This is a genomic window from Pararhodobacter zhoushanensis (genome assembly GCF_003990445.1).
Lineage (GTDB): Bacteria > Pseudomonadota > Alphaproteobacteria > Rhodobacterales > Rhodobacteraceae > Pararhodobacter > Pararhodobacter zhoushanensis.
Genome location: NZ_REEZ01000009.1, coordinates 20,262 through 41,995, shown reverse-complemented (window position 1 = coordinate 41,995; position 21,734 = coordinate 20,262). Strand labels below are relative to the sequence as shown.

21 protein-coding genes are annotated in these 21,734 nt (G+C 64.2%); 7 read left to right on the top strand and 14 right to left on the bottom strand.

Annotation, left to right across the window (positions count from 1 at the left end; all coding sequences use genetic code 11):
• Positions 1–41: 41 nt before the first annotated feature.
• The 9 genes from EAE28_RS17395 to EAE28_RS17355 all read right to left on the bottom strand — a co-directional run bounded on the left by EAE28_RS17395 (position 42) and on the right by EAE28_RS17355 (position 8,064).
• Positions 42–1,136: a c-type cytochrome gene (locus EAE28_RS17395; RefSeq protein ID WP_127108624.1), complete on the bottom strand. Its 1,095-nt coding sequence runs from the start codon at positions 1,134–1,136 to the stop codon at positions 42–44.
• Positions 1,117–2,406 (bottom strand): sulfite dehydrogenase, encoded by a 1,290-nt coding sequence (gene soxC / locus EAE28_RS17390; protein ID WP_127108622.1) that lies wholly within the window; start codon positions 2,404–2,406, stop codon positions 1,117–1,119. The genes EAE28_RS17395 and soxC overlap by 20 nt, the downstream gene beginning before the upstream one ends.
• 22 nt (positions 2,407–2,428) lie before the next feature.
• Positions 2,429–4,126: a thiosulfohydrolase SoxB gene (soxB, locus tag EAE28_RS17385; RefSeq protein WP_127108620.1), complete on the bottom strand. Its 1,698-nt coding sequence runs from the start codon at positions 4,124–4,126 to the stop codon at positions 2,429–2,431.
• Between the two features lie 173 nt (positions 4,127–4,299).
• On the bottom strand, positions 4,300–5,166 hold the full coding sequence (gene soxA / locus EAE28_RS17380) for a sulfur oxidation c-type cytochrome SoxA (protein ID WP_127108618.1): 867 nt from the start codon (positions 5,164–5,166) through the stop codon (positions 4,300–4,302).
• Positions 5,167–5,201: 35 nt separating this feature from the next.
• Positions 5,202–5,531 (bottom strand): thiosulfate oxidation carrier complex protein SoxZ, encoded by a 330-nt coding sequence (gene soxZ, locus EAE28_RS17375; RefSeq protein ID WP_164736693.1) that lies wholly within the window; start codon positions 5,529–5,531, stop codon positions 5,202–5,204.
• A gap of 42 nt (positions 5,532–5,573) precedes the next feature.
• The gene (gene soxY, locus EAE28_RS17370) at positions 5,574–5,990 is read right to left on the bottom strand and encodes a thiosulfate oxidation carrier protein SoxY (protein WP_127108614.1); all 417 of its coding nucleotides are present in this window, start codon (positions 5,988–5,990) and stop codon (positions 5,574–5,576) included.
• 37 nt (positions 5,991–6,027) lie between these two features.
• On the bottom strand, positions 6,028–6,510 hold the full coding sequence (gene soxX / locus EAE28_RS17365) for a sulfur oxidation c-type cytochrome SoxX (protein WP_127108612.1): 483 nt from the start codon (positions 6,508–6,510) through the stop codon (positions 6,028–6,030).
• Between the two features lie 210 nt (positions 6,511–6,720).
• Complete coding sequence (locus EAE28_RS17360; RefSeq protein ID WP_127108610.1) at positions 6,721–7,311, bottom strand: thioredoxin family protein; 591 nt, start codon at positions 7,309–7,311, stop codon at positions 6,721–6,723.
• Positions 7,312–7,326: 15 nt separating this feature from the next.
• Positions 7,327–8,064, bottom strand: coding sequence for a cytochrome c biogenesis CcdA family protein (locus tag EAE28_RS17355; protein WP_127108608.1), 738 nt, complete (start codon positions 8,062–8,064; stop codon positions 7,327–7,329).
• Between the two features lie 186 nt (positions 8,065–8,250).
• On the opposite strand from EAE28_RS17355, the gene EAE28_RS17350 reads away from it, so the two are divergent.
• From EAE28_RS17350 to EAE28_RS17340, 3 genes are all read left to right on the top strand, one after another.
• Complete coding sequence (locus EAE28_RS17350) at positions 8,251–8,643, top strand: thioredoxin domain-containing protein (RefSeq protein ID WP_127108606.1); 393 nt, start codon at positions 8,251–8,253, stop codon at positions 8,641–8,643.
• A gap of 133 nt (positions 8,644–8,776) precedes the next feature.
• Positions 8,777–9,178: an ArsR/SmtB family transcription factor gene (locus tag EAE28_RS17345; protein WP_342773113.1), complete on the top strand. Its 402-nt coding sequence runs from the start codon at positions 8,777–8,779 to the stop codon at positions 9,176–9,178.
• 80 nt (positions 9,179–9,258) lie between these two features.
• Positions 9,259–10,338, top strand: coding sequence for a YeeE/YedE family protein (locus EAE28_RS17340; RefSeq protein ID WP_425466778.1), 1,080 nt, complete (start codon positions 9,259–9,261; stop codon positions 10,336–10,338).
• 2 nt (positions 10,339–10,340) lie between these two features.
• Here EAE28_RS17340 and EAE28_RS17335 read toward each other — a convergent pair whose 3' ends face one another.
• On the bottom strand, positions 10,341–11,252 hold the full coding sequence (locus EAE28_RS17335) for an MBL fold metallo-hydrolase (RefSeq protein WP_127108604.1): 912 nt from the start codon (positions 11,250–11,252) through the stop codon (positions 10,341–10,343).
• Positions 11,253–11,486: 234 nt separating this feature from the next.
• Between EAE28_RS17335 and EAE28_RS17330 the strand changes: the two genes are divergently transcribed.
• Positions 11,487–12,530, top strand: a complete 1,044-nt coding sequence (locus EAE28_RS17330; protein ID WP_127108602.1) for a YeeE/YedE family protein — start codon at positions 11,487–11,489, stop codon at positions 12,528–12,530.
• 312 nt (positions 12,531–12,842) lie between these two features.
• Here EAE28_RS17330 and EAE28_RS17325 read toward each other — a convergent pair whose 3' ends face one another.
• From EAE28_RS17325 to hemB, 3 genes are all read right to left on the bottom strand, one after another.
• Complete coding sequence (locus EAE28_RS17325; protein WP_127108600.1) at positions 12,843–14,486, bottom strand: HAL/PAL/TAL family ammonia-lyase; 1,644 nt, start codon at positions 14,484–14,486, stop codon at positions 12,843–12,845.
• 174 nt (positions 14,487–14,660) lie between these two features.
• Positions 14,661–15,251 (bottom strand): lipid-binding SYLF domain-containing protein, encoded by a 591-nt coding sequence (locus EAE28_RS17320; RefSeq protein ID WP_127108598.1) that lies wholly within the window; start codon positions 15,249–15,251, stop codon positions 14,661–14,663.
• A gap of 136 nt (positions 15,252–15,387) precedes the next feature.
• Positions 15,388–16,386: a porphobilinogen synthase gene (gene hemB, locus EAE28_RS17315; RefSeq protein WP_127108596.1), complete on the bottom strand. Its 999-nt coding sequence runs from the start codon at positions 16,384–16,386 to the stop codon at positions 15,388–15,390.
• A gap of 129 nt (positions 16,387–16,515) precedes the next feature.
• On the opposite strand from hemB, the gene EAE28_RS17310 reads away from it, so the two are divergent.
• From EAE28_RS17310 to EAE28_RS17300, 3 genes are all read left to right on the top strand, one after another.
• Complete coding sequence (locus EAE28_RS17310; RefSeq protein ID WP_127108594.1) at positions 16,516–17,043, top strand: component of SufBCD complex; 528 nt, start codon at positions 16,516–16,518, stop codon at positions 17,041–17,043.
• A 4-nt stretch (positions 17,044–17,047) separates the two neighbouring features.
• The gene (gene mfd, locus EAE28_RS17305; protein ID WP_127108592.1) at positions 17,048–20,473 is read left to right on the top strand and encodes a transcription-repair coupling factor; all 3,426 of its coding nucleotides are present in this window, start codon (positions 17,048–17,050) and stop codon (positions 20,471–20,473) included.
• Positions 20,474–20,603: 130 nt separating this feature from the next.
• Positions 20,604–21,305, top strand: coding sequence for an NYN domain-containing protein (locus EAE28_RS17300; RefSeq protein ID WP_127108591.1), 702 nt, complete (start codon positions 20,604–20,606; stop codon positions 21,303–21,305).
• Here EAE28_RS17300 and EAE28_RS17295 read toward each other — a convergent pair.
• Positions 21,302–21,724, bottom strand: coding sequence for a PaaI family thioesterase (locus EAE28_RS17295; RefSeq protein WP_127108589.1), 423 nt, complete (start codon positions 21,722–21,724; stop codon positions 21,302–21,304). The genes EAE28_RS17300 and EAE28_RS17295 overlap by 4 nt on opposite strands.
• Positions 21,725–21,734 lie beyond the last annotated feature (10 nt).

The following is a 21,734-nucleotide window of genomic DNA, read 5'->3' as shown; positions in this document are numbered from 1 at the left end:
GCGCATCGCTGCGCCCCGTCCTTTTTCCTTGTCGCTGTCGCTTACTGCGACTGGCTTTGCAGATAGGCGATCATCGCCTGACGATCAGCCTCGTCGCGCAGCCCGCGGAACGACATCCGCGTGCCGCGCATATAGCCGCGCGGATCGGCGAGGAAAGCGTCCAGCGTCTCGGGCGTCCAGATCAGCCCTTCTTCGCCCGCCTGCGTCATCGGGTTTGAATAGCGGAAGCCTTCAACCCCACCGGCATGGCGGCCGACAACATCCGTCAGCAACGGCCCCGTACCATTGCGCGCGCCCTCGCCGATCTGGTGACAACTGCGGCACTGACGCCACAGACCTTCACCGGCAGCGACCAGTTCGGGGTCGAGCGCGGGCATCGCAGGCTCGGCTGCGGCTTCCTCGACCGGCGCTTCAGCCGGGGCGGCAGCACCCTCGCCACCCTCAGGCGCACCGGCACCGTCCATCACGCCGCTGGGCCGATCTGGTGCGAAGACCGTCACCGCGCCCTCGGGTGTCGATTGCAGATCGGTGGCGCGGCGGGTGATGTGCACCGGCGCGGTGCAGTCACTCATGCAGACGTCGTGGACGAAGATCGGGAACTCGGTTTCGACCCGGTCATCGACATAGAAGCCCTCGGCATTGGGCATGACAACATCGGTGAAGTTCTCGTTCGAGAGGGTGAAGTCATCCTCAACGATGGCGTTGGAGTAGAGGATATAGGCAACGATGGCGTAGGTATCGTCAGCCGACAGGATCTGCGCATTGCCAAAGGGCATCGAGCGGTGGACATAGTCGAACACCGTCGACAGATACGGCCAGTAGCTGCCCACGGTCTTGACCGGGCGGCGGTTGGTCAGCGTGTCCTCACCGCCTGCGATCACCGGATAGGCCCCGGCACCCTCGCCAAAGTCACCATGGCAGCTGGCGCAGTTTTCGACCCACAGGTCTTCGCCGGTGAAGACGTCGCCCGAGCCGACGGGCAGGCCGGTGCCGTCAGGCTCGACCGCGACATCCCAGGCAGCGATTTCTTCGGGCAGGGCGGGACGGCCCAGACCGAGCGTCTGCGCCATTGCCGGAGCGGCGATGAGACCGGCCAGCGCGGTGGTCGCGAGGATCTTAAGAACTGACTTCGACATTTTCCACCGCTCCATTCTCGTAGACGGCCCAGGTCTGGATACCGTTATTGTGGTAGACCGAGTTCAGGCCCCGGATTTCGCGCAGCGCGTCCTTGGTCGGCTGCACATAGCCGTTCTCATCCACCGCGCGCGATTGCAGCAGCATCGGCGATCCGTCCCAGTCGATTTCCAGATAGAAGCGCGACAGCGCGTAGCGCCCGCCCTGCGTGCCCAGACGCGCGGGCTGCCAGTTGACGCCGCCGTCCAGCGACACGTCCACACGGTCAATCAGGCCACGGCCCGACCATGCCAGCCCGGTGATCACCAAGGGGCCCGAGCCGTGGGTAATCGGCTTTTGCGGCGAGGGCGAGGTGATGACGGATTTCGTGTCCATCTCCCACGTCCATTTGCGCGCGCGCCCGTCGGGCATCAGGTCGGTGTATTTTGAGGTTTCCTCGCGCGCTTCGACAGCCGAGTGGTTCACGCCGATGCGGCGCACCCACTTGACCCACATGTTGCCTTCCCAGCCCGGCACGACCAGCCGCACCGGATAGCCATGCTCTTTGCGCAGCGCCTCGCCATTGGCGGTGAAGGCGACCAACACGTCATCCATCGCCTTTTCCAGCGGGATCGAGCGCCCGTTCGACGAGGCATCGGCCCCCTCGACAAACACCCACTGGCCCTCAGCCTGCACCCCGGCCTCTTCCAGCAGCAGCCGCAGCGGGATGCCGGAATATTCCATGTTGTGGATCATGCCATGGGTGAACTGCGCGCCGTTGAGCTGCGCACCGGCCCATTCCATGCCCGAGTTGGCCGCGCATTCGCAGAAATACACATGGTTTTCGCGCGGGAAGCGTTGCAGATCTTCCCAGGTAAACACCAGCGGGCGGTCGACCAGCCCGGTGATCATCAGGCGGTAGTCGTCTTTTGACAGCTCGATCGCGCCGGAATGGTGGCGCTCAAAAGCGCAGCCCTGCGGCGTTATCGTGCCATCGAGCGCATGGATCGGCGTGAAGTTGATCGAGCTGATCGGATCGGCGGTCAGCCAGGACACTGTGCGGCGCACCACGTCGTCCTCAAAGCGGATCGGCAGCCCGTAGGGCGTGGCATCGACGCCTTCGCCGGTCATCGACGCCCAGTCCTGGACCTCTGTGATCAGCGGATCGGCTTGCTGCGCGCTGGCAGCGCCGCCCAAAGCGGCCCCCCCGGCAGCAAGGCTGGCGGTGCGCAGAAAGCCACGGCGGCTGACGCCGGCGGGCTTGTGCGTGTCGTCATCAGACAGATCGGTCATGATGCGTGCTCCCTCAATATTCTCAAATGCCGGTCACGATGACCGAGCCGTTCGGCTCGGCGCTCACGCGGCCCAGTTTGCGGATGTGTTCCTCGACGACATCCCAGATCATCGGCCCCTCGGTGCCTTCGTTGACCGAAGCCCAGCCGCCGACCGTATAGGTCTGCGCGGGGTCCAGCGCTTCGCCGGTGCGCAGCAGGGTCAGGCCGGTGATGCGCTCGCCGATGGATTTGGTGATGTCGATGGAATAGCCAAGGCCGCCCAGCCGCACCATGTCACCGCCCTGCTGATAGTAGGGATCGGTGTTGAACAGGTTGTCGGCGACGTCCTCAAGAATGGTGTGGATCGTCTCGCCGGTCATTTCCGAACGGTAGACCTGACCATAGGTCATCGTGGTGACGGCGTGGATATCCTCGCGCGTGATTGCGTCGCCGGGCATCAGGCTGGCCCCCCAGCGCACGCCGGGCGACAGGGCGATTTCGGTGTCCCGCTCGGACATCACGGCGTCGCAGATCAGGTTGTCCCACGTCCCGGCAAAATTGCCCCGGCGGTAAAGCAGGCTGTCGGTGTGGCCGATCACCTCTTCCATCTGCGCGGCATAGGGCGCGCGCTCGGCGTCGATGACGGCGGCCATGTCGGCGTCCGGGGTGATAACGTCCGAGAAGATCGGGATCAGCTTGTGGCGGAAGCCCATCAGCTGACCGTCGCGCACATCCAGATCCAGGCGGGTGACGAACTTGCCGTGACTGCCCGAGGCGATCAGCAGCGTCGTGCCGACCAGCACAGGCTCGGGCAGGGCGTCATGGGTGTGGCCGGTCAGGATCACGTCAATGCCCTGCACGCGGCTGGCCATCTTGCGGTCCACGTCAAAACCGTTGTGCGACAGCACGACGACCAGATCGGCGCCTTGGGCTTTCACCTCGTCGACCATTTCCTGCATCCGCTCGTCGCGGATGCCGAAGCTGAACTCGGGGAACATCCAACCGGGGTTGGCGATGGGGGTATAGGGGAAGGCCTGACCGATCACCGCAACCTTGGCGCCGCCACGCTCGAACCAGGTGTAGGACGGGAAATCTTCGGACGGCTCGTTCCACTCGGCGTCAAAGATGTTCTGCCCAAGGAAGGGGAAATTCAACTGATCGACCAGTTCCAGCACCCGGTCGGTGCCCAGCGTCCATTCCCAGTGCGAGGTCATCGCCTCGACCCCCAGCGCGTTCATCACGTTGACCATGTCCTGACCGCGCGACAGATAGGACGACATCGAGCCGTGCCAGGTATCGCCGCCGTCCAGAATGATCGCCTCGGGCCGCTCGGCGCGGATCGCCTTGACCACGGTTGCCACCCGGTCCATGCCGCCCATCTTGCCGTAAGCCTGACCCAGCGCGACGAAATCGGGATAGGTCAGCGCATAGGCATCGGCCGAGCCGGGGGTCAGGTTGAACATATCGATGAACTCGCGCCCGACGACGTGAGGAGGCACGCCACGGACGTCACCGACGCCGAAGTTGAACTCGGGCTCGCGGAACCAGATCGGCTTGAGCTGGGCGTGAATATCGGTGACGTGGATCAGCGACACGTTGCCGAAGCTCTCAAAGCGCAGCAGATCGTCTTGCGTCAGCACCTGTTGTGCCGCCAGCTTGGACCAGTTGCCAAAGCCGGACACACCGTAAAGGGCAGATGCAGCCACCGAAGCCTGCAGGAACTCGCGCCGGGAAATCATGATCAGTCTCCTTGGAGCCGAAACTCGGTCAGATGAAGCGGGCACGACGGGGCGGCGTTACATGCCAATCTTCAAAGGAATGAATGTTGTTCGGACAAAAAATTTCGGCGCAGTACCGAATGATCCGAACAGGGTAGGGGAAGGGGGCACGGGCAGCCGTGCCCCCAAAACGCTTACGGACGAACCGAGACGCCTTCGACGTCCAGGCCCATGCCGCGCGAGGCGACATAGAGCTCCAGCGCGCGGAATTCTTCCGACCCTTCGGCGAAGGTTTCGGCGCGCGTGTCACGGATACAGCCACGGAAGCGGTTGTGGATCGACACGATGCCGGCATTCTTCAACCGGTAGGTCGGGAAGCCGCTGATCTGGCCCTGGCTCAGGTGGTCGGCGCGGATCATCATGCCCGTGCTCTCCTCATGGCAGCTGGAGCACGACAGCTCCAACTGGCCATAGCGGGTGTAGTACATATCGCGGCCTTGCTCCCAATAGGGGGCGGCCGGACCGTCGATCTGCACCGCAACCGGCATGCCACGCGACTGCATCGAGATGAACGCGGTCATCGAGGTCATCTCGCCACCACTCCAACGCCAGGCCTCTGCGCCCATGCGTTCGGTGCGACAATTGTTGACGTAGTTCTCCATCGACCACAGTTCGCCGTCAGCGTTGACATGTGGCATCCGGGCACGAACACCGGCCATGCTTTCCTCGGCATCGTCGTGGCAATCCTGACACGACTGACCAGCCGTGCCGTCCGCGGTTTCCCACAGCTCGGCACCCGAATCGACGGCCAGCATCGCCGGGTTCTCGAAGTCGTCGGCTTGCATGTCGCGGGTGGCAGGATCACGGAACAGCCAGCCGGAATACCGGGCAGGCAGGTTCGGAACGATGTCGTCCGCCGGAGCCTGGGTCACGATGTGCAATTCGCCATCGATCATCAGATCCGCCGACAGATCAGGGTCGGCCAGGGCCGCGCCGGACCACAGCGCTGCGACGCAGGCCGAGGCCAGCGCCAGCGTTTTCGCAGGCTTCAGGTGCTGCATAGTGTCTCCTCCCAGACTTCTGTTGCGCCGTATGCTCAGCTGACTTCGAACGTTTCAGTGGCGGTGTAGACTTCGCCATTGTCGTCGTACCAGGTGAAAACGAAATCGCCGGATTCGGGCACGACGGCCTCGAATTCCATATACGGGTTTGCCGAAATGGCGGGCTCAAGGGCGGCGTCCAGAACCATCACACCGTTGAATTCACAGGTGAAACGGTTGATGATCTGGCGCGGAATCGTCTCGCCGGCCGAGTTGCGGCGCTGGCCTGATTCCATGTCGTGGTTGATCAGCGTCTTGACGACGATCGAGTCGCCGGCCGAGGCGCTGCGGGGAAGGCGGATGCGGGGTCTGACTTCGGTCATGATGAAACTCCTGAAACTGGATGGAACGGCGAAACCCTGACGGGATCAGCCGCCACAGCCGCCGATGGTGACTTTCACTTCGACCGAGGTCGACGCAAAGCTGCCGTCTTCCATCTTGGCAATCGCCAGCACGTCCTGGGTCCGGCCCAGACGCATGCGGGTGGCGATCATCGGCGCGCCAGAACCGGGGCCAAAGGTGAATTTGCCCACGTTGGGCGTCGGGTTGCCGGTGGCGATCAGCATGATCTCGACCGCGCCGGGGGCTTCGATCGTGATCGGCACGGTGTTGCCGTTTTCAGCGATCTCGGGCGCGGTGATGGTCACACCGCCTTCGGCAATGGCAGCGCCGCCGGTATAGGCGGCAATCGCGTCGTCAACCGGGGTCGCGGCGGCGGCAACGGGCAGCATTGCCACGGCCGAGGCGCCCAGACCGATCGCGAGGGTGTCGCGTCTTGTCAGCATGGGGAAGCTCCTTATCAAGAGGACGGGGCGGACCGGATCAGTCGGTCAGCGTCATGAGATAGGCGATGGTGTCTTCGATCTGCGCCGCACTCAGCAGCGGACCAAAGGTGGCGGGGTCGGCGGCACGCCCGGTATAGGCGTCACCCGGACGGGTAAAGCCATCGACGCGGTAGAAGGACGGCATGCGCGTGTCGGGGAACATATGCTTGGCATCCACCAGAATGCCGCGCAGTTCCGCTTCATTCCAGCGACTGCCGACACCGTCCAGCGACGGACCGACATTGCCTTGAAACGCGACGTCCGGCAGGGCCGAGATCCCGTGGCAGGCCACGCAATTGCCCGCCGAACGGCTCGACACAACCGAGACGCCTTCTTCGACGTTGCCCGGCGCGCCGGTCAGCGAGGTCGGGATCATCACGTCGTCAACCCAGGTGATGTCGCCGGGGGCGACTTCGGCGATGGCGGTGCCAGCCAGCGCGATTCCGGCGGCGATAAGGCCGGTCACAGCTTTCAGCTTCATGGATGTCCTCCCTGACATTCAGCAGATGGGTTTGCGCTCTCCCAAACGCATCACAAAGGCATGATAGTCGATGCGGGGCCGGGTGAGCAATAGAAAATTCATTTATTTGCATATAGCTTGCGGCCGCATCGGTCCCCGTTTTCCGGGGCGGTCAGCCAGTGGCCGCAAACCTTCGTAAAACAATGGCTTTCGCCACGTCCCCGGTCAAGGTTAACCTTCGTTCAGCATCCGGGCGACGTAGTGCTGGAAATGCTCGTCGCCCTCATAGCCACGCTCGAGAACCCAGCGCAGCATAAGCCCGGTCGTTCCGCGCTCAAACGCGCCCGGCATCATCATCACCGCATTCTGCGCCGCCGTGCCCGACTCAGGCACCTCTTCGGGCATGAACAGCATGGTCGGCGTGAACACCACGCCCCAGCGGCGCATCATGTCACGTTCGCCCAGTTCCTCGCCGTCGAAATCGGTGACGGGGATATCGCCGAACAGGTTCATCTGCACGACCATGTAATCCTCACGCAGGGTGCGCGCGAGGGCGTCATCGGTAAAGACATGCTCGTGCATGCGGGTGCAATAAATGCAGCCACGCTGTTCGACCATGATCAGCAGCCGCTTGCCATTGGCGCGCGCTTCCTCAAGGTCATCGCGCATGTCGCGGAAGGTCTCGACGATCCAGTCGGGTTTGTGCAGGCCATCCTCGCCCAAGGGCGGCACGGGCTCGTCGGCGCGGGCAGGGCGGATCAGGGCAGGGGCGGCCAGCGTCAGGGCAAGGCCGGTCAGCAGCGTGCGGCGGGTGGCAATCATCGGAACCTCCAGATCTCAACCGATCGTGGCCAGCCAGGGCATGGTCTCGATCATCCATTGGGCAATATAGTTCAGTGTATTGGTCGCGATCAGGACCGCAAAGACGATCAGCATCGCGCCCATGACTTTCTCGACGTACTGCAGCTTGTCGCGGTGCCGGGCGACCCAGTTCAGGAACGGCCGCGCAAAGAGCGCCGCAATCACGAAGGGCAGGGTCATCGCCAGCCCGTAGACCGCCAACAGCGCTGTGCCGCGCGTCAGGTCACCCATGCCCGAGGCGATCATCAGAATCGCCGCCAGCGCCGGGCCGACACAGGGCGTCCAGCCAAAGCCAAAGGCCAGACCCATCACATAGCTGCCGATCACCGATTTGGGCGAGCCGGCGTTTTCGATTCGCGCCTGACGGTAGAGGATCGAAATCTTGATAACGCCCAGAAAATGCAGGCCGAACACAAGCAGGACGGCGGCCGCGATCCAGCGCAGCGTGTCTTGCCACTGGATAAAGGCTTGCCCCAGCGCCGTGGCACCAAGGCCCAGCAGCATGAAGATCGTGGTCACCCCGAACGAGAACGCGATGGACGACAGCACCAGCCGCCGCTGCGCACCCGGTGCAAGCCCTTGGTCCGAGCGCAGTTCGGCCATCGACAAACCGGCCATGTAGCACAGGTAAAACGGCACCATCGGCAGGATGCACGGTGAGAGGAACGACAGGATGCCCGCCAACGCGGCCCCGCCGAACGTGATATCCAGCATAGATGACGCCCTCCCTGGCGTACCCGTCAAACCAACCCGAAGGCGGGTCTTGTTTGCGGGGATCGAAAACATTACAATCTTCATATGTATCTCAGTTGTCGTCAATCGGGTTTTCGTACCCTTGGGGTTGAATCCTGCGTAAGCTGACGACAGATCGAGCCTGACAGGCCGCAAGGGAAAACGACGATGGCACATGGATTTCGCACGGCGGTTATTGGCGGCATTGGCGCGCTTGCCCTGTCGCTGCTGTCGGTCAGCGCGGCCTCGGCCCAGGAGCTGCGCCTGCTGATGATCGAGCAGGTCGGCTGCTATATCTGCGCCGCCTTCAACCGTGACGTCGCCCCAGCCTATGAGGCCTCGCCCGAAGCACAGATCGCCCCCCTGATCCGTGCCGATCTGCGCGGCCCGCTGCCTGAGGGGGTCACGCTGACCTCGCGCCCCTTCGTGACGCCGACCTTTATCCTGCTTGATGCCTCGGGGACCGAGGTTGACCGGTTGATCGGCTTTCCCGGGCAGGATTTCTTCTGGCCCTATCTCGATCAGATGATCGACAACGCGCTGGCTGACACCACCGGTTAAGCGCGCGGGACGTGGTGTCACACCCTTGATGCAAAACCCGCATGGGTGCTCGATTCGCTCGGCGCCGCGTGGTAGGGTTCTGCGATAGAAGCAGGGGCTGTTTCGTCGGAGTGCGAAGCAGGGTGGAGTGCGCATGGCGCCAGACGGGCAAAACGCCGACCGGTCAGTCGATCCGAACCCGGAGCGGCAGGCAGTGACGCGCGCGCCGGTGATGCGCGACCGCAGTTGCGACGCGTCGTCGATCCCGCCCGAAGCACTTGCCATCGAGGCCCGCGCTGCCGCCGATTTTCTCAAGGCTCTGGGCCATGATGGCCGCCTGATGATGCTCTATCATCTGTGCGAGCGCGACCACACGGTCACCGAACTGGAGCAACTGATCATGTCGCGCCAGGCCGCCGTCAGCCAGCAGCTTGCCCGGCTGCGGCATGAAAAGCTGGTCACCACGCGGCGTGACGGCAACCAGATCATCTATTCGCTGGCCGATAACCGTGTGCGCGAGATGGTCGAGATGATCCACCGGCTGTTTCGCCGCTAAGGCAAAAGCGTGATCTGAATCAAGGTCCATATTCGGTTTCCCGCATATTGCCCTGTGCAATAGGCTGAGGAGGGCTGTCGATGGACTGGCTGCTGGATCTGTTCACCGTGTTTGTGGAAGCCGTGGGCGAGCCCGTCGCCGGGGCGCTGCTCGGTCTGCTGACCGGCACGATCTTTGGCGTCGCCGCGCAACGCTCGTCCTTTTGCCTGCGTGCCGCGACGGTCGAGTTCGCGCGCGGGATCATCGGCGGCAGGGTGGCGGTGTGGCTGCTGACCTTCTCGACTGCCGTTGTCTGGGTGCAATTGGCGCAGTTTTTGGGACTGTTCGACGCGCAGGACGCGCGGATGATGTCGGTCGCGGGCTCATGGTCCGGCGCGATCCTCGGCGGGCTGATGTTCGGGGTGGGTATGGTGATGGCGCGCGGCTGCTCGGGCCGTCTGCTGGTGCTCGCTGCGACGGGCAACCTGCGCAGCGTGGTGTCCGGGTTGATCTTTGCCGTGGTCGCGCAGATGAGCCTGCACGGCTGGCTGGCCCCCTTGCGCAACGGGCTGGCGGCGCTTTGGGTCACGCCGAACGGGCGCAACCTGAACCTGCTGACGATGCTGGGATTGCCGGATGTCACCGGGCTGCTGCTCGGGCTGGGACTGGCGGCGGTGGCGCTGATCGTGGCGCTGCGCGCGCGGATTGGCGCGCGGGTGCTGGTCTTTGCCTCGGGCGTCGGGTTTGCCGTGGCGGTGGGATGGGTGAGCACCTGGACACTGGCGCAAACGGCGTGGGAGCCGGTCAATGTGACCTCTGCTACGTTTACCGGGCCGTCCGCCAACACGTTGATGTTCTTTCTGGAATCAAGCCCGGTGCTCAATTTCGATATCGGACTGGTGCCCGGCGTGTTCCTTGGCGCGTTTCTGGCGTCGCTCTTTGCCGGAGAGTTCCACTTTCAGGGGTTCGAGGGCGAACGCAGCATGCGCCGCTCGATGGCGGGGGCGGTGCTGATGGGCTTCGGCGGTATGCTGGCCGGGGGCTGCGCCATTGGCGCGGGCGTCACCGGCGGCTCGATCTTTGCTGCGACGGCGTGGCTGGCGCTGCTGTGCATGTGGATCGGGGCGATGCTGACCGACCTGCTGGTCGATCAGCGCAGCGCCCCGGCGCTATCGGCGTAGCCTTACGCGGGCACGAAACGATAACCGCTGTCGGCGCGCTCGACCCGGCCCAGACCGCCGGGCAGATGGAAACCGGCGATCAGCATCTGCGATTGCGCCAGCTGATCCAGCAGCCGCACCCGCGTCGCCGCCGCCGTCGGCGCATCCTGATCCGAGCCCGAGTCCCACTCGGGCCGCTCGAACGCCACATGATGATTGCCCAGCGAATCGCCGACGACCATCAGGCTGTCCGACCCGTCGCGCAGCTCGAACGCCATGTGGCCCGGCGTGTGACCATAGGTGGCGCGGGCGGCGATGCCCGGCAGGATCTCTTGTCCGTCCTCGAAGAAGGTCACCAGATCTGCCACCGTCGCGAGTCGCCGCTGCGCGCCCACGGCAAAAGTCTGACGCCCCGAATCGATGGTCGAGACGGTGTTGTCATCCATCCAGTAGTCAAATTCAGCGCGGCCCATCAGGATCTGCGCGTTGGGCAGGTAGGGCTCATCAAAATCATCCAGCAGACCCCAGATATGATCGGGGTGGCCGTGGGTGATGACCAGATGGGTGATCTCGTCCGGCGAAATCCCGGCGGCGTCGAGCGTATCGGGCAACATCCCCGCGCTCGGCTGGAAATCAGGGCCGGCGCCGATGTCGAACAGGATAACCCGGTCTTCATGACGCAGCAGCGTCACATTGCAGGGCGGGGTCAGCGGCCCGTCGCCAAGGCCGTAGCGGGCAAGGATCGTGTCGGCTTCGGGCTGCGGCATCGTGCCCAGCGTGAAATCGCGCGGCAGGGACAGATTGCCGTCGGACAACATCTCGACCCGCATTGCGCCGAATTCGGTCGTGGCCTGCGCGCGGGCGCGGCGTGTCAGCAGGCCGCCCGCGGTCAAAGCGGTTGCGCCAAGGGTGAAGGCTCGTCTGGTGATGGTCATGATGGCTCCCATGGTCTGTAGCCCGCCGAGCGGCGGGTCTGTGTGGCAGGCCCGAGCGGTGGGAGAACACGCCGTGGCCTTCACCATATTTAAGCGGTCGTGCCGGAAAAGCAAAGACCCCACCGCCGCGACGCTTTGACCGCCAGCCAATCCGCGCTTGCAATTTGCAGGGCAAAACCGGAGTCTGGGCCGAGTTTACCCACCGCCTGAATTTTCAGCAAACCAGAGGCAAAGATGGATGGCATTTCCTATGGTGTGATGGCCGCGCTGGTCGGCCTGATCGCGGGCGTGGTGCTGGGGCTGTCGGCCCGGTTGGGCAATTTCTGCACGCTCGGCGCCCTGGAATCCGCCGCCTATGGCGGCGACCAGCGGCGGTTGCGCCTGTGGGGGATTGTGCTGGCGGTGGCGATTGTTGGCACGTTTGTCGGCGTCGCGCTGGGACAGATCACGCTGAGCGAGACGTTTTACCATCAGATCGTCTGGAACCCGCTGGCCTCGGTCGCGGGCGGGCTGATCTTTGGCTATGGCATGGCATTGGCTGGGAACTGCGGTTTTGGCGCTCTGGTGCGGTTTGGCGGCGGCGATCTGCGTTCGCTGGTCGTGGTGGTGGTGATGGGCGTGTTCGGCTTCATCACCCTGTCCGGCCCTCTGGCACCGCTGCGCGTGGCGCTGTTCGCGCAGGAACCGGCCCGCGAGCCGCAGGGCATCACCGCCACGCTTGAGGCGTTGATCGGCCTGCCGCCACTGGCAACCGCGCTGATCATCGCGGCTGGGTTTCTGATCTGGGCGCTGGCCTATGGTCCCCTGCGCCGCGCGCCGGGTGAGATCGCGTGGGGCGTCGTGGCGGGGCTGGCGGTGGTGTTTGCGCTTTGGGGCACCAGTTGGGTTAACCACGAAAGCTTCGGCGAGATCGGGGTTGAGGGGCTGTCCTTTACCGCGCCCGTAGGCCGAACCATCGTGTTCCTGATGACCTCGACCGCTGGGGGTATCAACTTTTCTGTGGGATCAGTGCTGGGTGTCATGGCCGGTGCGCTGGCCGGATCGCTCTGGCGCGGGATGTTCCGCTGGGAAGCCTGCGAAGACCCGCGCGAGCTGGGCCGTCAGGTCGGCGGCGCGGCACTGATGGGCATTGGCGGGGTGATCGCTCTGGGCTGCTCGGTCGGGCAGGGCGTCAGCGCCTTTGCCACGCTGGCATGGTCCGCCCCGGTGACGCTGGCCGCCATTGCGGCAGGCGCATTGGTCGGATTGCGCCGGTTGATCGGTGTGGCGGCAGAGTAACTCAGCCGTCGCAGGCGCAACCGCGCGGCTGATGGCAGCGATATGAACGGCTGATGCAGGAGTTTCCGCAGGCATAGCCCGTGCGGCACACCCGGCAGCATGATGCCGGTTGCGCGACGCTGCCTGAACCGTGCGCAACCAGATAGCCCCACAGATTTGCCGTTGGCGGCGTTTCGGCACCCGCCGCGCTGCCGCCCAAAGCAACAACGACCGCCAAAGCGGTGATCAGTGATTTCATGGTACTTCCCCCCGGGTCCCACAACCCATGCGAAAGCTTGGGCCCTGGGTACACCGGAAGCAAGGTTAATCGTCTCAGCCGTTCAGGAAGGCGCTGACCTCATCCAGCGTCGGGGTCAGGGCGTCGCGGATCAGGCTTCCGCTGCGCAAGTCGGTCAGGATGCCCTCGACCTTGTCCTGAATGAAGCCCTCGGTGTCGTTCCACAGCAAGGGCTTGTCGGCATCCGGTGCGCCCAGAGCGGCCGTGCGCGCGGCGGCATAAACCGCGCGGTTGCGCGTGGACAGCATGTCCGACGCGTCATAGCCCGGCCGCACCGTATTGGCGCGCAGCTCGACCGCTTGCACGGCAAAGACCAGCGCAGCGGCGAGGAAATGCTCGCAGGCATCCACCGAATCCCGCGCCAGATTGGCCGCGTTCATCGCCTGAGAGTTGATGTTCTGGTTGAACTGCTCGGCGTGGCTTGGGTACAGATCCACCATCGAGCGGCCATAGAACTGCACCAGCGGTGCGACCGAGTTGCAGGTCAGTTGCAGCGATTTCAGGCCCATGTTCAGCCCGTGGGCGGTATTGCCGACCAGGGACGCAGGCAGACCGTTGTTGAACTCGGGCGTGACCAGCATGGCGATCTGGACGTCCAGATGCTTGAGCAACATGGCCAGTTGCGCGCGCAGCGTGTCCATGGCGACGCCGGTGTATTGCGCGAGGAAGTTGCCGGTGTGGTACACCTCGCCCGTGTCGGGATCGACCAGCGGGTTGTCGTTGGCGCTGTTGGCCTCGACCGTGATCTGCTGGGCGGCGACGGCCATCATGTCGACGATGGGGCCGGTGTATTGCGGCAGGCAGCGCAGGGAATAGCGGTCCTGAATGAGCTTGCCGCTGCGGTGACCGCGCTCGCCTGCGGCCTCGGACCGGATCAGCGACGAGCCGTCGAGCAGGTCGCGGAACAGTTTGCCGATGAACACCTGACCCGCGTGCGGCTTGATCGCCTGAATGGTGGCGTGGAAGGACTGGTTGGTGGCGAGCAGCGCCTCGGCCAGCAGCGCCTGCACGTTCAGCCCCAGCGCGAGCACCATCGTCGCCCGACCCATCGCATTGGCCGCCACCCCGGTCGAGGCCGTGGTGCCGTTGTTCATCGCCAGCCCTTCCTTGGGCCGCAGGGTCAGCGGCGCCAGCCCCAGCCGCTTGAGCGCGGTAACGCAATCGAGCACCTCATCGCCCCAGTCGACCAGAAACGCCGGGTCCAACCCGATGACCGAGGCCCCGATATAGCTGAGCGGCACCAGATCGCCCGAGGCCCCGATGGAACCGCGCTGGAACGCGTGCGGCGTCACCCCGGCGTTCAGGAAGGTGACATAGCGCTCGATCAGTTCCAGACGGACGCCGGAATAGCCCTTCATCAGGCTGTTGATGCGCAACAGCATCGCGGCGCGCACATCCTCGGCGGGCAGGCGCGGGCCGGTGGCGGTCTTGTGGTGCCACAGCGCGATATGCTGCAACTCGACCATCCGCTCGACCGGCACATACTGATCCGCCATGCCGCCATAGAGCGTGGTCACGCCATAGACTTGTTCGCCATTGTTGACAGCGGCTTCGATCCGGCCCTGTGACGCCTCGATCCGGCCCAGAACGGCGGCGTCTGTCGTCAGGGCAATCTTGGCCCCCTTTGAGACGGCGACAATCTCGTCCAGCCCCAGCCCTTCGCCACTTACGATAATCATGCGGTTCCTCCCTCGCGTTACCTTGCGGGCAGGCTAGCAGGCGGGCAGGGGTCGTCCATGGGCATTTTCCATGGAAACGATTTAATCTGCGGGACCTTGCCGCGCCCCTGTCGCGGATAGGAAAAGGGCGCACCTTTCGGTGCGCCCATCGGAAACTTTCCGGGTTTGTGCGGCTCAGGGAATGATGCGCTGATAGCGCACGCCCGCCAGCGAGGCCCCGGCGATCAGCCCGGCCTGACCGAACACGACGGCGATCACCGGCGAGAACATCGTCGTCGTCTGCACCCCGGCCGAGCCGCCCTGTTCGGGCGTGGCATAGCGCAGATCGGCCGACGCGGCCCAGCCTTCACCGGCGCGGAAATCGCTGAGGGCTTGCGGCGTCATGAAGAACAGCACATGCGCATACTGCTGCGCCCCGATCTGCAGACCGGCGCTGACACGGGTGGCCGAATAGTAATCGACAGTCGCGTCGTTAATACGCAGCGCACCCTGACCGAAGGATCCGCCCAGGAAGAACCCGGCCTCGGTCACCAGCGGCATGTAAAGCATACCCTGCGCGTTCGCGAACAGTTCGTTCAGTTCGGGATGGTTCTGACGCAGGAAGTCCCGCGTCGCATCAACGCGCGAATCCAGCCGTTCGGCGTTGAAATTGCCAACCGGGTTGCCGCAGGCTGCCAAGAGCGAGGTGGCGGCGCCACCGACCAAAAGGCCCCGCCGCGAAATGCTGTGCGAAACGGGGCGCGTAAGGCGCGAAATCTGGGTCATGCTCATCCTCATATGCGCGGTCCAGAGTCTTGTGCTCCGGTCACCGAAAAAGCCTGTGTTTGTTGAGTATAGGACAGGGGGGCGTCGTTGTCACGCACCCAGCTATGCGTTGCGCGAAAGCTTGCCCTTAAGGTCATCAGCCCCGCAAAGCCTTGGCGGCGGCGGGCGCGAAATAGGTCAGAACCCCGTCGCAGCCCGCCCGTTTGAAGGCCAGCAGACTTTCCAGCATCACCGCCTCACCCAGCCAGCCCCGTTCGATCGCGCCGGCCAGCATCGCGTATTCACCGCTGACCTGATAGGCAAAGGTCGGCACGCCGAACTCGTCCTTCACCGCGCGGCAGATGTCGAGATAAGGCATGCCCGGCTTGACCATGACCATATCCGCCCCCTCATCGAGATCGCGCGCCACGCAGCGCAGGGCCTCAAGCCGGTTGGCGGGGTTCACCTGATAGGTCTTCTTGTCCCCGACCAGACGGCCCGAGGCTCCGACCGCATCGCGGAACGGGCCATAGAAGCCGCTGGCGAACTTTGCCGCATAAGACAGAATTGCAACCTTCTGATATCCGGCGTTTTCCACCGCCTCACGGATCGCGCCAATGCGCCCATCCATCATGTCCGACGGGCCCAGAATATCCGCCCCGGCCTCACACTGCGCCAGCGCCATCTTGACCAGCGCCGCGACCGTCTCATCGTTGACAATCTCTTCGCCCACGACAAACCCGTCGTGACCATTGGCGTTATAGGGGTCGAGCGCGATGTCGGTCATCACGGCCATGCCCGGCAGTTCGGCCTTGAGCAGGCGGATCGCGCGGTTGGTCAGGTTCTCGGGGTTCCAAGCCTCTGCGCAATCCTCAGTACGCAGGGATTGGTCGGTATAGGGAAACAGGCAGATCGCGCCCACGCCCGCCGCATGCGCCTCAGCCGCCTTGCGCAGCATCACGTCCAGCGACAGGCGGCTGACACCGGGCATCGACGGGATCGGTTCCTCAACGCCATGACCCTCACGGATAAACACCGGCCAGATCAGATCGGCGGCGGTGACAGCGTTCTCCGCCACCAGATCGCGCAGCGCAGAGCTGCGGCGCAGACGGCGCAAACGGGCGGCAGGAAAGGCGGCGGGGGTGTGGACGGGCATCGGCAATCTCCCAGATCTGGAGGCTTACGTGCCATGCACGACGGGCAAGCTCAAGAGCATGTGGCTTTTCGACGCTTGGCCCCGGCGCGAAACCCCAGTAGTCAGGGACGTCAAACAGGGGGCGCGCGGGTGAATCTGTCGGACTCGCTAATTTCTACGATCGATCTGGGGTCTTTTTCCAACCTCTGGTTCTGGATCATCCTTGCCGTTGCGTGGTCGAACGCGACCCATTTTGTCATGGGCGTGCCCTTTGATCTGGTCGTGCGCGCCAAGCGCAAGGGCGGTCAGGACATGGAAGATCTGAACACGCTGGCGATGATTCAGGCGCGGCGGCGGATGGCGATCCTGCGCAGCTCGGGGCCATGGCTGCTGGCCTTCTGGATCTCGATCATCACATTTCTGGCCTCGCTTGGGTTCTATTATGGTTTCCAACTGGCGCAGGCGCTGGTTCTGTTGCTGGGTCCGTTGACGCTGGCTGCTTGGATGGGCTTGCGGCTGGCTGCCAAGCTGGAAACCGGCACCCTGAGCGATCTGCCACTGGTCAAGAAAATCACCTGGTACCGCGTCGGGGTGCAATCCATTGGCCTGCTGACCATTCTGGTGACCACGATGTGGGGCATGTGGCAAAACCTGTCGGTCCGGGTTCTGGGTGGCTGAGCGCATGGCGGCTGAACGCATTCTGCTGGGTGGCGCGCCCGAGGGCTTTGACGCCGAACTGCTGCGCCGCGAGATCGCCAAGCGCGGCGCACCGGTCATCCATGTCGCGCGCGATGACAAGCGGCTTGAGGCGATGCGCACCGCGCTGGCGTTCTTTGCGCCCGATCTGGCGGTGCTGACGCTGCCTGCGTGGGATTGCCTGCCCTACGACCGTGTCTCGCCCAACCCTGACATTCTGGCGCGCCGCATGGCAACGCTGGCCGCGCTGGCGCAGGGTGTGCCGGGACCATTCGTGCTGCTCACCACGCTGAGTGCGGCGATGCAAAAACTGCCCGCGCGCAGCACCATCGCCGGGTCGAGCTTTGTCGCCGATGTCGGGCGGCAGGTGAATGAGGAGGGGCTGCGCACCTACCTGACCCGCATGGGCTATTCGCCCAGCCCGACGGTGACCGAGCCCGGCGATTTCGCCATTCGCGGCGGCATCATCGACATTTTCCCGCCCGGCGATACCGAGCCGGTGCGACTCGATCTGTTCGGCGATGTGCTCGACGGGTTGCGCCGTTTCGATCCCGCCACCCAGCGCACCACCGGCAAGCTGACCCGGCTGGAACTGGCACCCGCGTCAGAAGTGATCCTTGACGACGCCGCAATCACCCGGTTCCGCCAGAGCTATCGCATCGAATTCGGCGCGGCGGGCACCGATGATCCGCTTTACGAGGCGGTCAGCGCGGGGCGCAAGCATCAGGGGATGGAGCACTGGCTGGGCTTCTTCCAGCCCGATCTGGAAACCGTCTTCGACTATCTGCCCGGCGCGTCGGTGATGCTGGACGACCAGACCGACGCCGCCCGTGCCGCGCGCTGGGAAACCATCGCCGATCAATACGACAACCGGCGCGAGGCGCTGGCGGTCAAGGCGCGGGTCGATACGGTCTATAAACCCGCGGCACCCCAGCTGCTGTATCTGGACGACGCGGCGTGGGACGGGGCTCTGGCCCCCTTGCGGGTGGTGCAACTCTCTCCCTTGCCGCAGCCGCCCGGACCGGGCGTTCTGGACGCCCAGGGCCGCGCCGGGCGCAGTTTCTCGCTGGAGCGTCAGCAGGAAAGCGTCAATATTTTCAAATCCCTGCGCGATCATGTTCAGAAGGAACGTGAGCAGCGCAGCGTCGTCATCGCCTCATGGTCTGAAGGCGCGCGCGAGCGGCTAGAGGGGTTGCTGGCCGAGCACGGCCTGATCGACGCCAAACCCGCCGCCGACGCCCGCGCGCTTAAGGGCAAGGGGCATGTCGCGCTGGTGGTCTGGCCGCTTGAGGCAGGGTTTGTCACCCCCGATCTGACGGTGATCTCGGAACAGGATGTGCTGGGCGAGCGGCTCGTGCGCACCCAGCGCAAGCGCAAGGCCGAAAACTTCCTGTCTGAAGCGCAAAGCCTCTCACCCGGCGACCTGGTCGTCCATGTCGATCACGGCGTCGGGCGCTACACGGGGCTGGAAACCATCACCGCGATGGGCGCGCCACACGAATGTCTGGCGCTGGAGTATGCGGGCGGTGATCGGCTGTTTCTGCCGGTGGAAAACATCGAACTTCTCAGCCGTTACGGGCATGAGGAAGGCTTGCTCGACAAGCTGGGCGGCGGCGCGTGGCAGGCCAAGAAGTCCAAGCTCAAGGCCCGCATCCGCGAGATGGCCGACAAGCTGATCCGCATCGCCGCCGAGCGCGAGCTGCGCAAAGCCCCGGTGCTGAACCCGCCTGAGGGCCTGTGGGAGGCCTTCGCCGCGCGCTTCCCCTATGCCGAGACTGACGATCAGCTACGCGCGATCGAGGACATCATCGACGATTTCGACCGGGGCCGCCCGATGGACCGGCTGGTCGTCGGCGACGTCGGTTTCGGCAAGACCGAAGTGGCGATGCGCGCCGCCTTCATCGCCGCGATGTCCGGCTTGCAGGTCGCCGTGGTCTGCCCGACCACGCTGCTGGCCCGCCAGCACTACCACAGCTTTGCCGAGCGCTTCCGGGGTTTCCCCTTGATCGTCAAACAGTTGTCGCGCTTTGTTCCAGCCAAGGAAGCCACTGCCACCCGCGCCGGGATCACCGATGGCACTGTCGATATCGTCGTTGGCACCCATGCGCTGCTGGCCAAAACGATCAAGTTCCGCAATCTGGGCCTGATGGTCATCGACGAAGAGCAACACTTCGGTGTGGGGCATAAAGAGCGTCTGAAAGAGATGCGCTCGGATGTCCATGTCCTGACGCTGACCGCCACGCCGATCCCGCGCACGCTGCAATTGTCGCTGACCGGGGTGCGCGATCTGTCGCTGATATCGACCCCGCCGATCGACCGTCTGGCGATCCGCACCTATGTGTCGGAATTCGACACCGTGACCATCCGCGAGGCCCTTTTGCGGGAACGGTTCCGGGGCGGGCAGTCGTTCTTCGTCGTCCCGCGCGTCGCGGATCTGCCTGATATCGAAGCGTTTTTGCGCGATCAGGTGCCCGAGGTTTCCGTGCTGGTCGCCCATGGCCAGATGGCGGCAGGCGAGCTGGATGAGCGCATGAACGCCTTCTACGACGGCAAGCATGACGTGTTGCTGGCCACGACGATTGTCGAATCCGGTCTTGATATTCCCCGCGCCAACACGATGATCGTGCACCGCGCCGATATGTTCGGCCTGTCGCAGCTCTACCAGATCCGTGGCCGTGTGGGGCGCTCGAAAACCCGCGCCTATTGCTACCTGACCACCAAACCGCGCATGCCGCTGACCCCGCAGGCACAGCGACGGCTCAAGGTGCTGGGCTCCATCGACAGCCTCGGCGCCGGGTTCAATATCGCCAGTCAGGACATGGACCTGCGCGGCGCAGGCAATATCCTTGGAGAGGAACAATCAGGCCATATCAACGAGGTAGGCTACGAACTTTACCAATCCATGCTTGAAGACACCATCGCCAAGCTGCGCTCGGGCGAGCTGGCCGACCTGACCGATGGCCAATGGGCCCCGCAGATCAACCTCGGCGTGCCGGTGCTGATCCCCGAGGCCTATGTCACCGATCTGGACGTCCGCCTTGGCCTTTACCGCCGCCTTGCCACGCTGGAGCGCAAGGTCGAGTTCGAGGGGTTCGCCGCCGAACTGATCGACCGTTTCGGCCCGTTGCCCAAAGAGGTCAACACGCTCTTGGTCGTTGTGCGTATCAAGGCGATGTGCAAGAAGGCTCATATCGCCCGGCTCGACGCCGGCCCCAAGGGTGCGACTGTTCAGTTCCACCAGGACAAATTCCCCAATCCCAAAGGCTTGGTCGAGTTTCTTCACACGCAGGGCCCCGGCGCAAAGATCCGCGACAACAAGCTCGTGCTGCCGCGCGACTGGTCGAACGAGAAAGAAAAACTGCGCGGCGCGTTCTCTGTCGCCCGCGATCTGGCCGAAAAGGCCACGATCTGAGCTCTTGCGCCAACGGCGCGCTCACCCCACACTCGCCCGCGCCTTCACCCTGTCCGACACTCGGCGGTGACGGGTTGCAGGCGCCAAGAGGGGCAAGGCCCCTCTGCCAACCGTACCACAAGGAGCCATCATGGCCCGCAACGGAACTCCCATCCTCGCCGTCCTCGTCGACGCCGACAATTCGTCCCCCAAATGGGCCGAAGCCATTTTTGAAGAGATCGCCAGCCTCGGCGAAGCCTCGGTCCGCCGCATCTACGGCGATTTTTCGCGCCAGCAGATGTCGGGCTGGCAAGAGCGCCTGCCGGGCCTCGCACTGGTCCCGCACCACCAGCCGGCCAATACCGTCGGCAAGAACTCCTCCGACATCGCGCTGGTCATCGACGCGATGGACCTGCTGCATTCGGGCCGCTTTGACGGCTTTGTGCTGGTCTCCTCGGACAGCGATTTCACCCGTCTTGCCAGCCGTATCCGCGAGCAGGGGCTCGATGTCTACGGCATCGGCCAGCAAAAAACGCCCGAGGCCTTCCGCAAGGCCTGCAAGCGGTTCATCTTCGTCGAAAACCTGATCCGCGAGCCCGAGCCGCGTGAGGCCCCGCGCGCTGCGACCAACGCGACCGCTGCCGTACCGATGATCAACGCCGCCATGCAAGCGCTTGATCCTGAAGGCGAATGGTTCCAGCTGGGTCTGATAGGCCAGACCATTCAGGCCACGCACCCTGATTTCGACAGCCGGTCATTCGGCTGCTCCAAACTTTCGGATCTGGTGGAAAAAGCTGGCCGTTATGAGATGCGCCGCAACGGCGCGCAGGTCGAAGTGCGCCGCCGCGACTAACGCTTGGGCGGGATGGCGTAGGTCATGCTTGACCGCGCCAGCACGGCCTCAGCGCCTTCGTTGGTGATCAGCACATCGCCCACCGCCAGCGTCTTGCCCAGCTTGTGAAGACGCGCGCGCCCGATCAGGTCGCGCCCGGCTTCGGGTTTGCGCATGAAGTCGATGGAGGCATTTGTCGTCACCGCCAGCGCCACCGGCCCGATCATCGCCAGCAGCACCGCGTACATCGCCAGATCGGCCAGCGCGAACATGCTCGGTCCGCTGACCGTGCCACCGGGGCGCAGATGCGCGTCTCCGACCAAAAGGCGCACATCGGCCTCCATCGAGGCGACACGCTCGACGCGGAAATCGGCCGCAACCTGCGGAAATATCTCGGCCATCAGGCTGTTGAGCGACGCGGCGTCCATCACTGGTGTCATGCTTTCCTCC

What these genes read in the sequence shown, in the direction of transcription:
- EAE28_RS17395 (WP_127108624.1), bottom strand. Translation starts at nt 1,136, where the DNA reads ATGTCGAAGTCAGTTCTTAAGATCCTCGCGACCACCGCGCTGGCCGGT.
- soxC (WP_127108622.1), bottom strand. Translation starts at nt 2,406, where the DNA reads ATGACCGATCTGTCTGATGACGACACGCACAAGCCCGCCGGCGTCAGC.
- soxB (WP_127108620.1), bottom strand. Translation starts at nt 4,126, where the DNA reads ATGATTTCCCGGCGCGAGTTCCTGCAGGCTTCGGTGGCTGCATCTGCC.
- soxA (WP_127108618.1), bottom strand. Translation starts at nt 5,166, where the DNA reads ATGCAGCACCTGAAGCCTGCGAAAACGCTGGCGCTGGCCTCGGCCTGC.
- soxY (WP_127108614.1), bottom strand. Translation starts at nt 5,990, where the DNA reads ATGCTGACAAGACGCGACACCCTCGCGATCGGTCTGGGCGCCTCGGCC.
- soxX (WP_127108612.1), bottom strand. Translation starts at nt 6,510, where the DNA reads ATGAAGCTGAAAGCTGTGACCGGCCTTATCGCCGCCGGAATCGCGCTG.
- EAE28_RS17360 (WP_127108610.1), bottom strand. Translation starts at nt 7,311, where the DNA reads ATGATTGCCACCCGCCGCACGCTGCTGACCGGCCTTGCCCTGACGCTG.
- EAE28_RS17355 (WP_127108608.1), bottom strand. Translation starts at nt 8,064, where the DNA reads ATGCTGGATATCACGTTCGGCGGGGCCGCGTTGGCGGGCATCCTGTCG.
- EAE28_RS17350 (WP_127108606.1), top strand. Translation starts at nt 8,251, where the DNA reads ATGGCACATGGATTTCGCACGGCGGTTATTGGCGGCATTGGCGCGCTT.
- EAE28_RS17345 (WP_342773113.1), top strand. Translation starts at nt 8,777, where the DNA reads ATGGCGCCAGACGGGCAAAACGCCGACCGGTCAGTCGATCCGAACCCG.
- EAE28_RS17340 (WP_425466778.1), top strand. Translation starts at nt 9,259, where the DNA reads ATGGACTGGCTGCTGGATCTGTTCACCGTGTTTGTGGAAGCCGTGGGC.
- EAE28_RS17335 (WP_127108604.1), bottom strand. Translation starts at nt 11,252, where the DNA reads ATGACCATCACCAGACGAGCCTTCACCCTTGGCGCAACCGCTTTGACC.
- EAE28_RS17330 (WP_127108602.1), top strand. Translation starts at nt 11,487, where the DNA reads ATGGATGGCATTTCCTATGGTGTGATGGCCGCGCTGGTCGGCCTGATC.
- EAE28_RS17325 (WP_127108600.1), bottom strand. Translation starts at nt 14,486, where the DNA reads ATGATTATCGTAAGTGGCGAAGGGCTGGGGCTGGACGAGATTGTCGCC.
- EAE28_RS17320 (WP_127108598.1), bottom strand. Translation starts at nt 15,251, where the DNA reads ATGACCCAGATTTCGCGCCTTACGCGCCCCGTTTCGCACAGCATTTCG.
- hemB (WP_127108596.1), bottom strand. Translation starts at nt 16,386, where the DNA reads ATGCCCGTCCACACCCCCGCCGCCTTTCCTGCCGCCCGTTTGCGCCGT.
- mfd (WP_127108592.1), top strand. Translation starts at nt 17,048, where the DNA reads ATGGCGGCTGAACGCATTCTGCTGGGTGGCGCGCCCGAGGGCTTTGAC.
- EAE28_RS17300 (WP_127108591.1), top strand. Translation starts at nt 20,604, where the DNA reads ATGGCCCGCAACGGAACTCCCATCCTCGCCGTCCTCGTCGACGCCGAC.
- EAE28_RS17295 (WP_127108589.1), bottom strand. Translation starts at nt 21,724, where the DNA reads ATGACACCAGTGATGGACGCCGCGTCGCTCAACAGCCTGATGGCCGAG.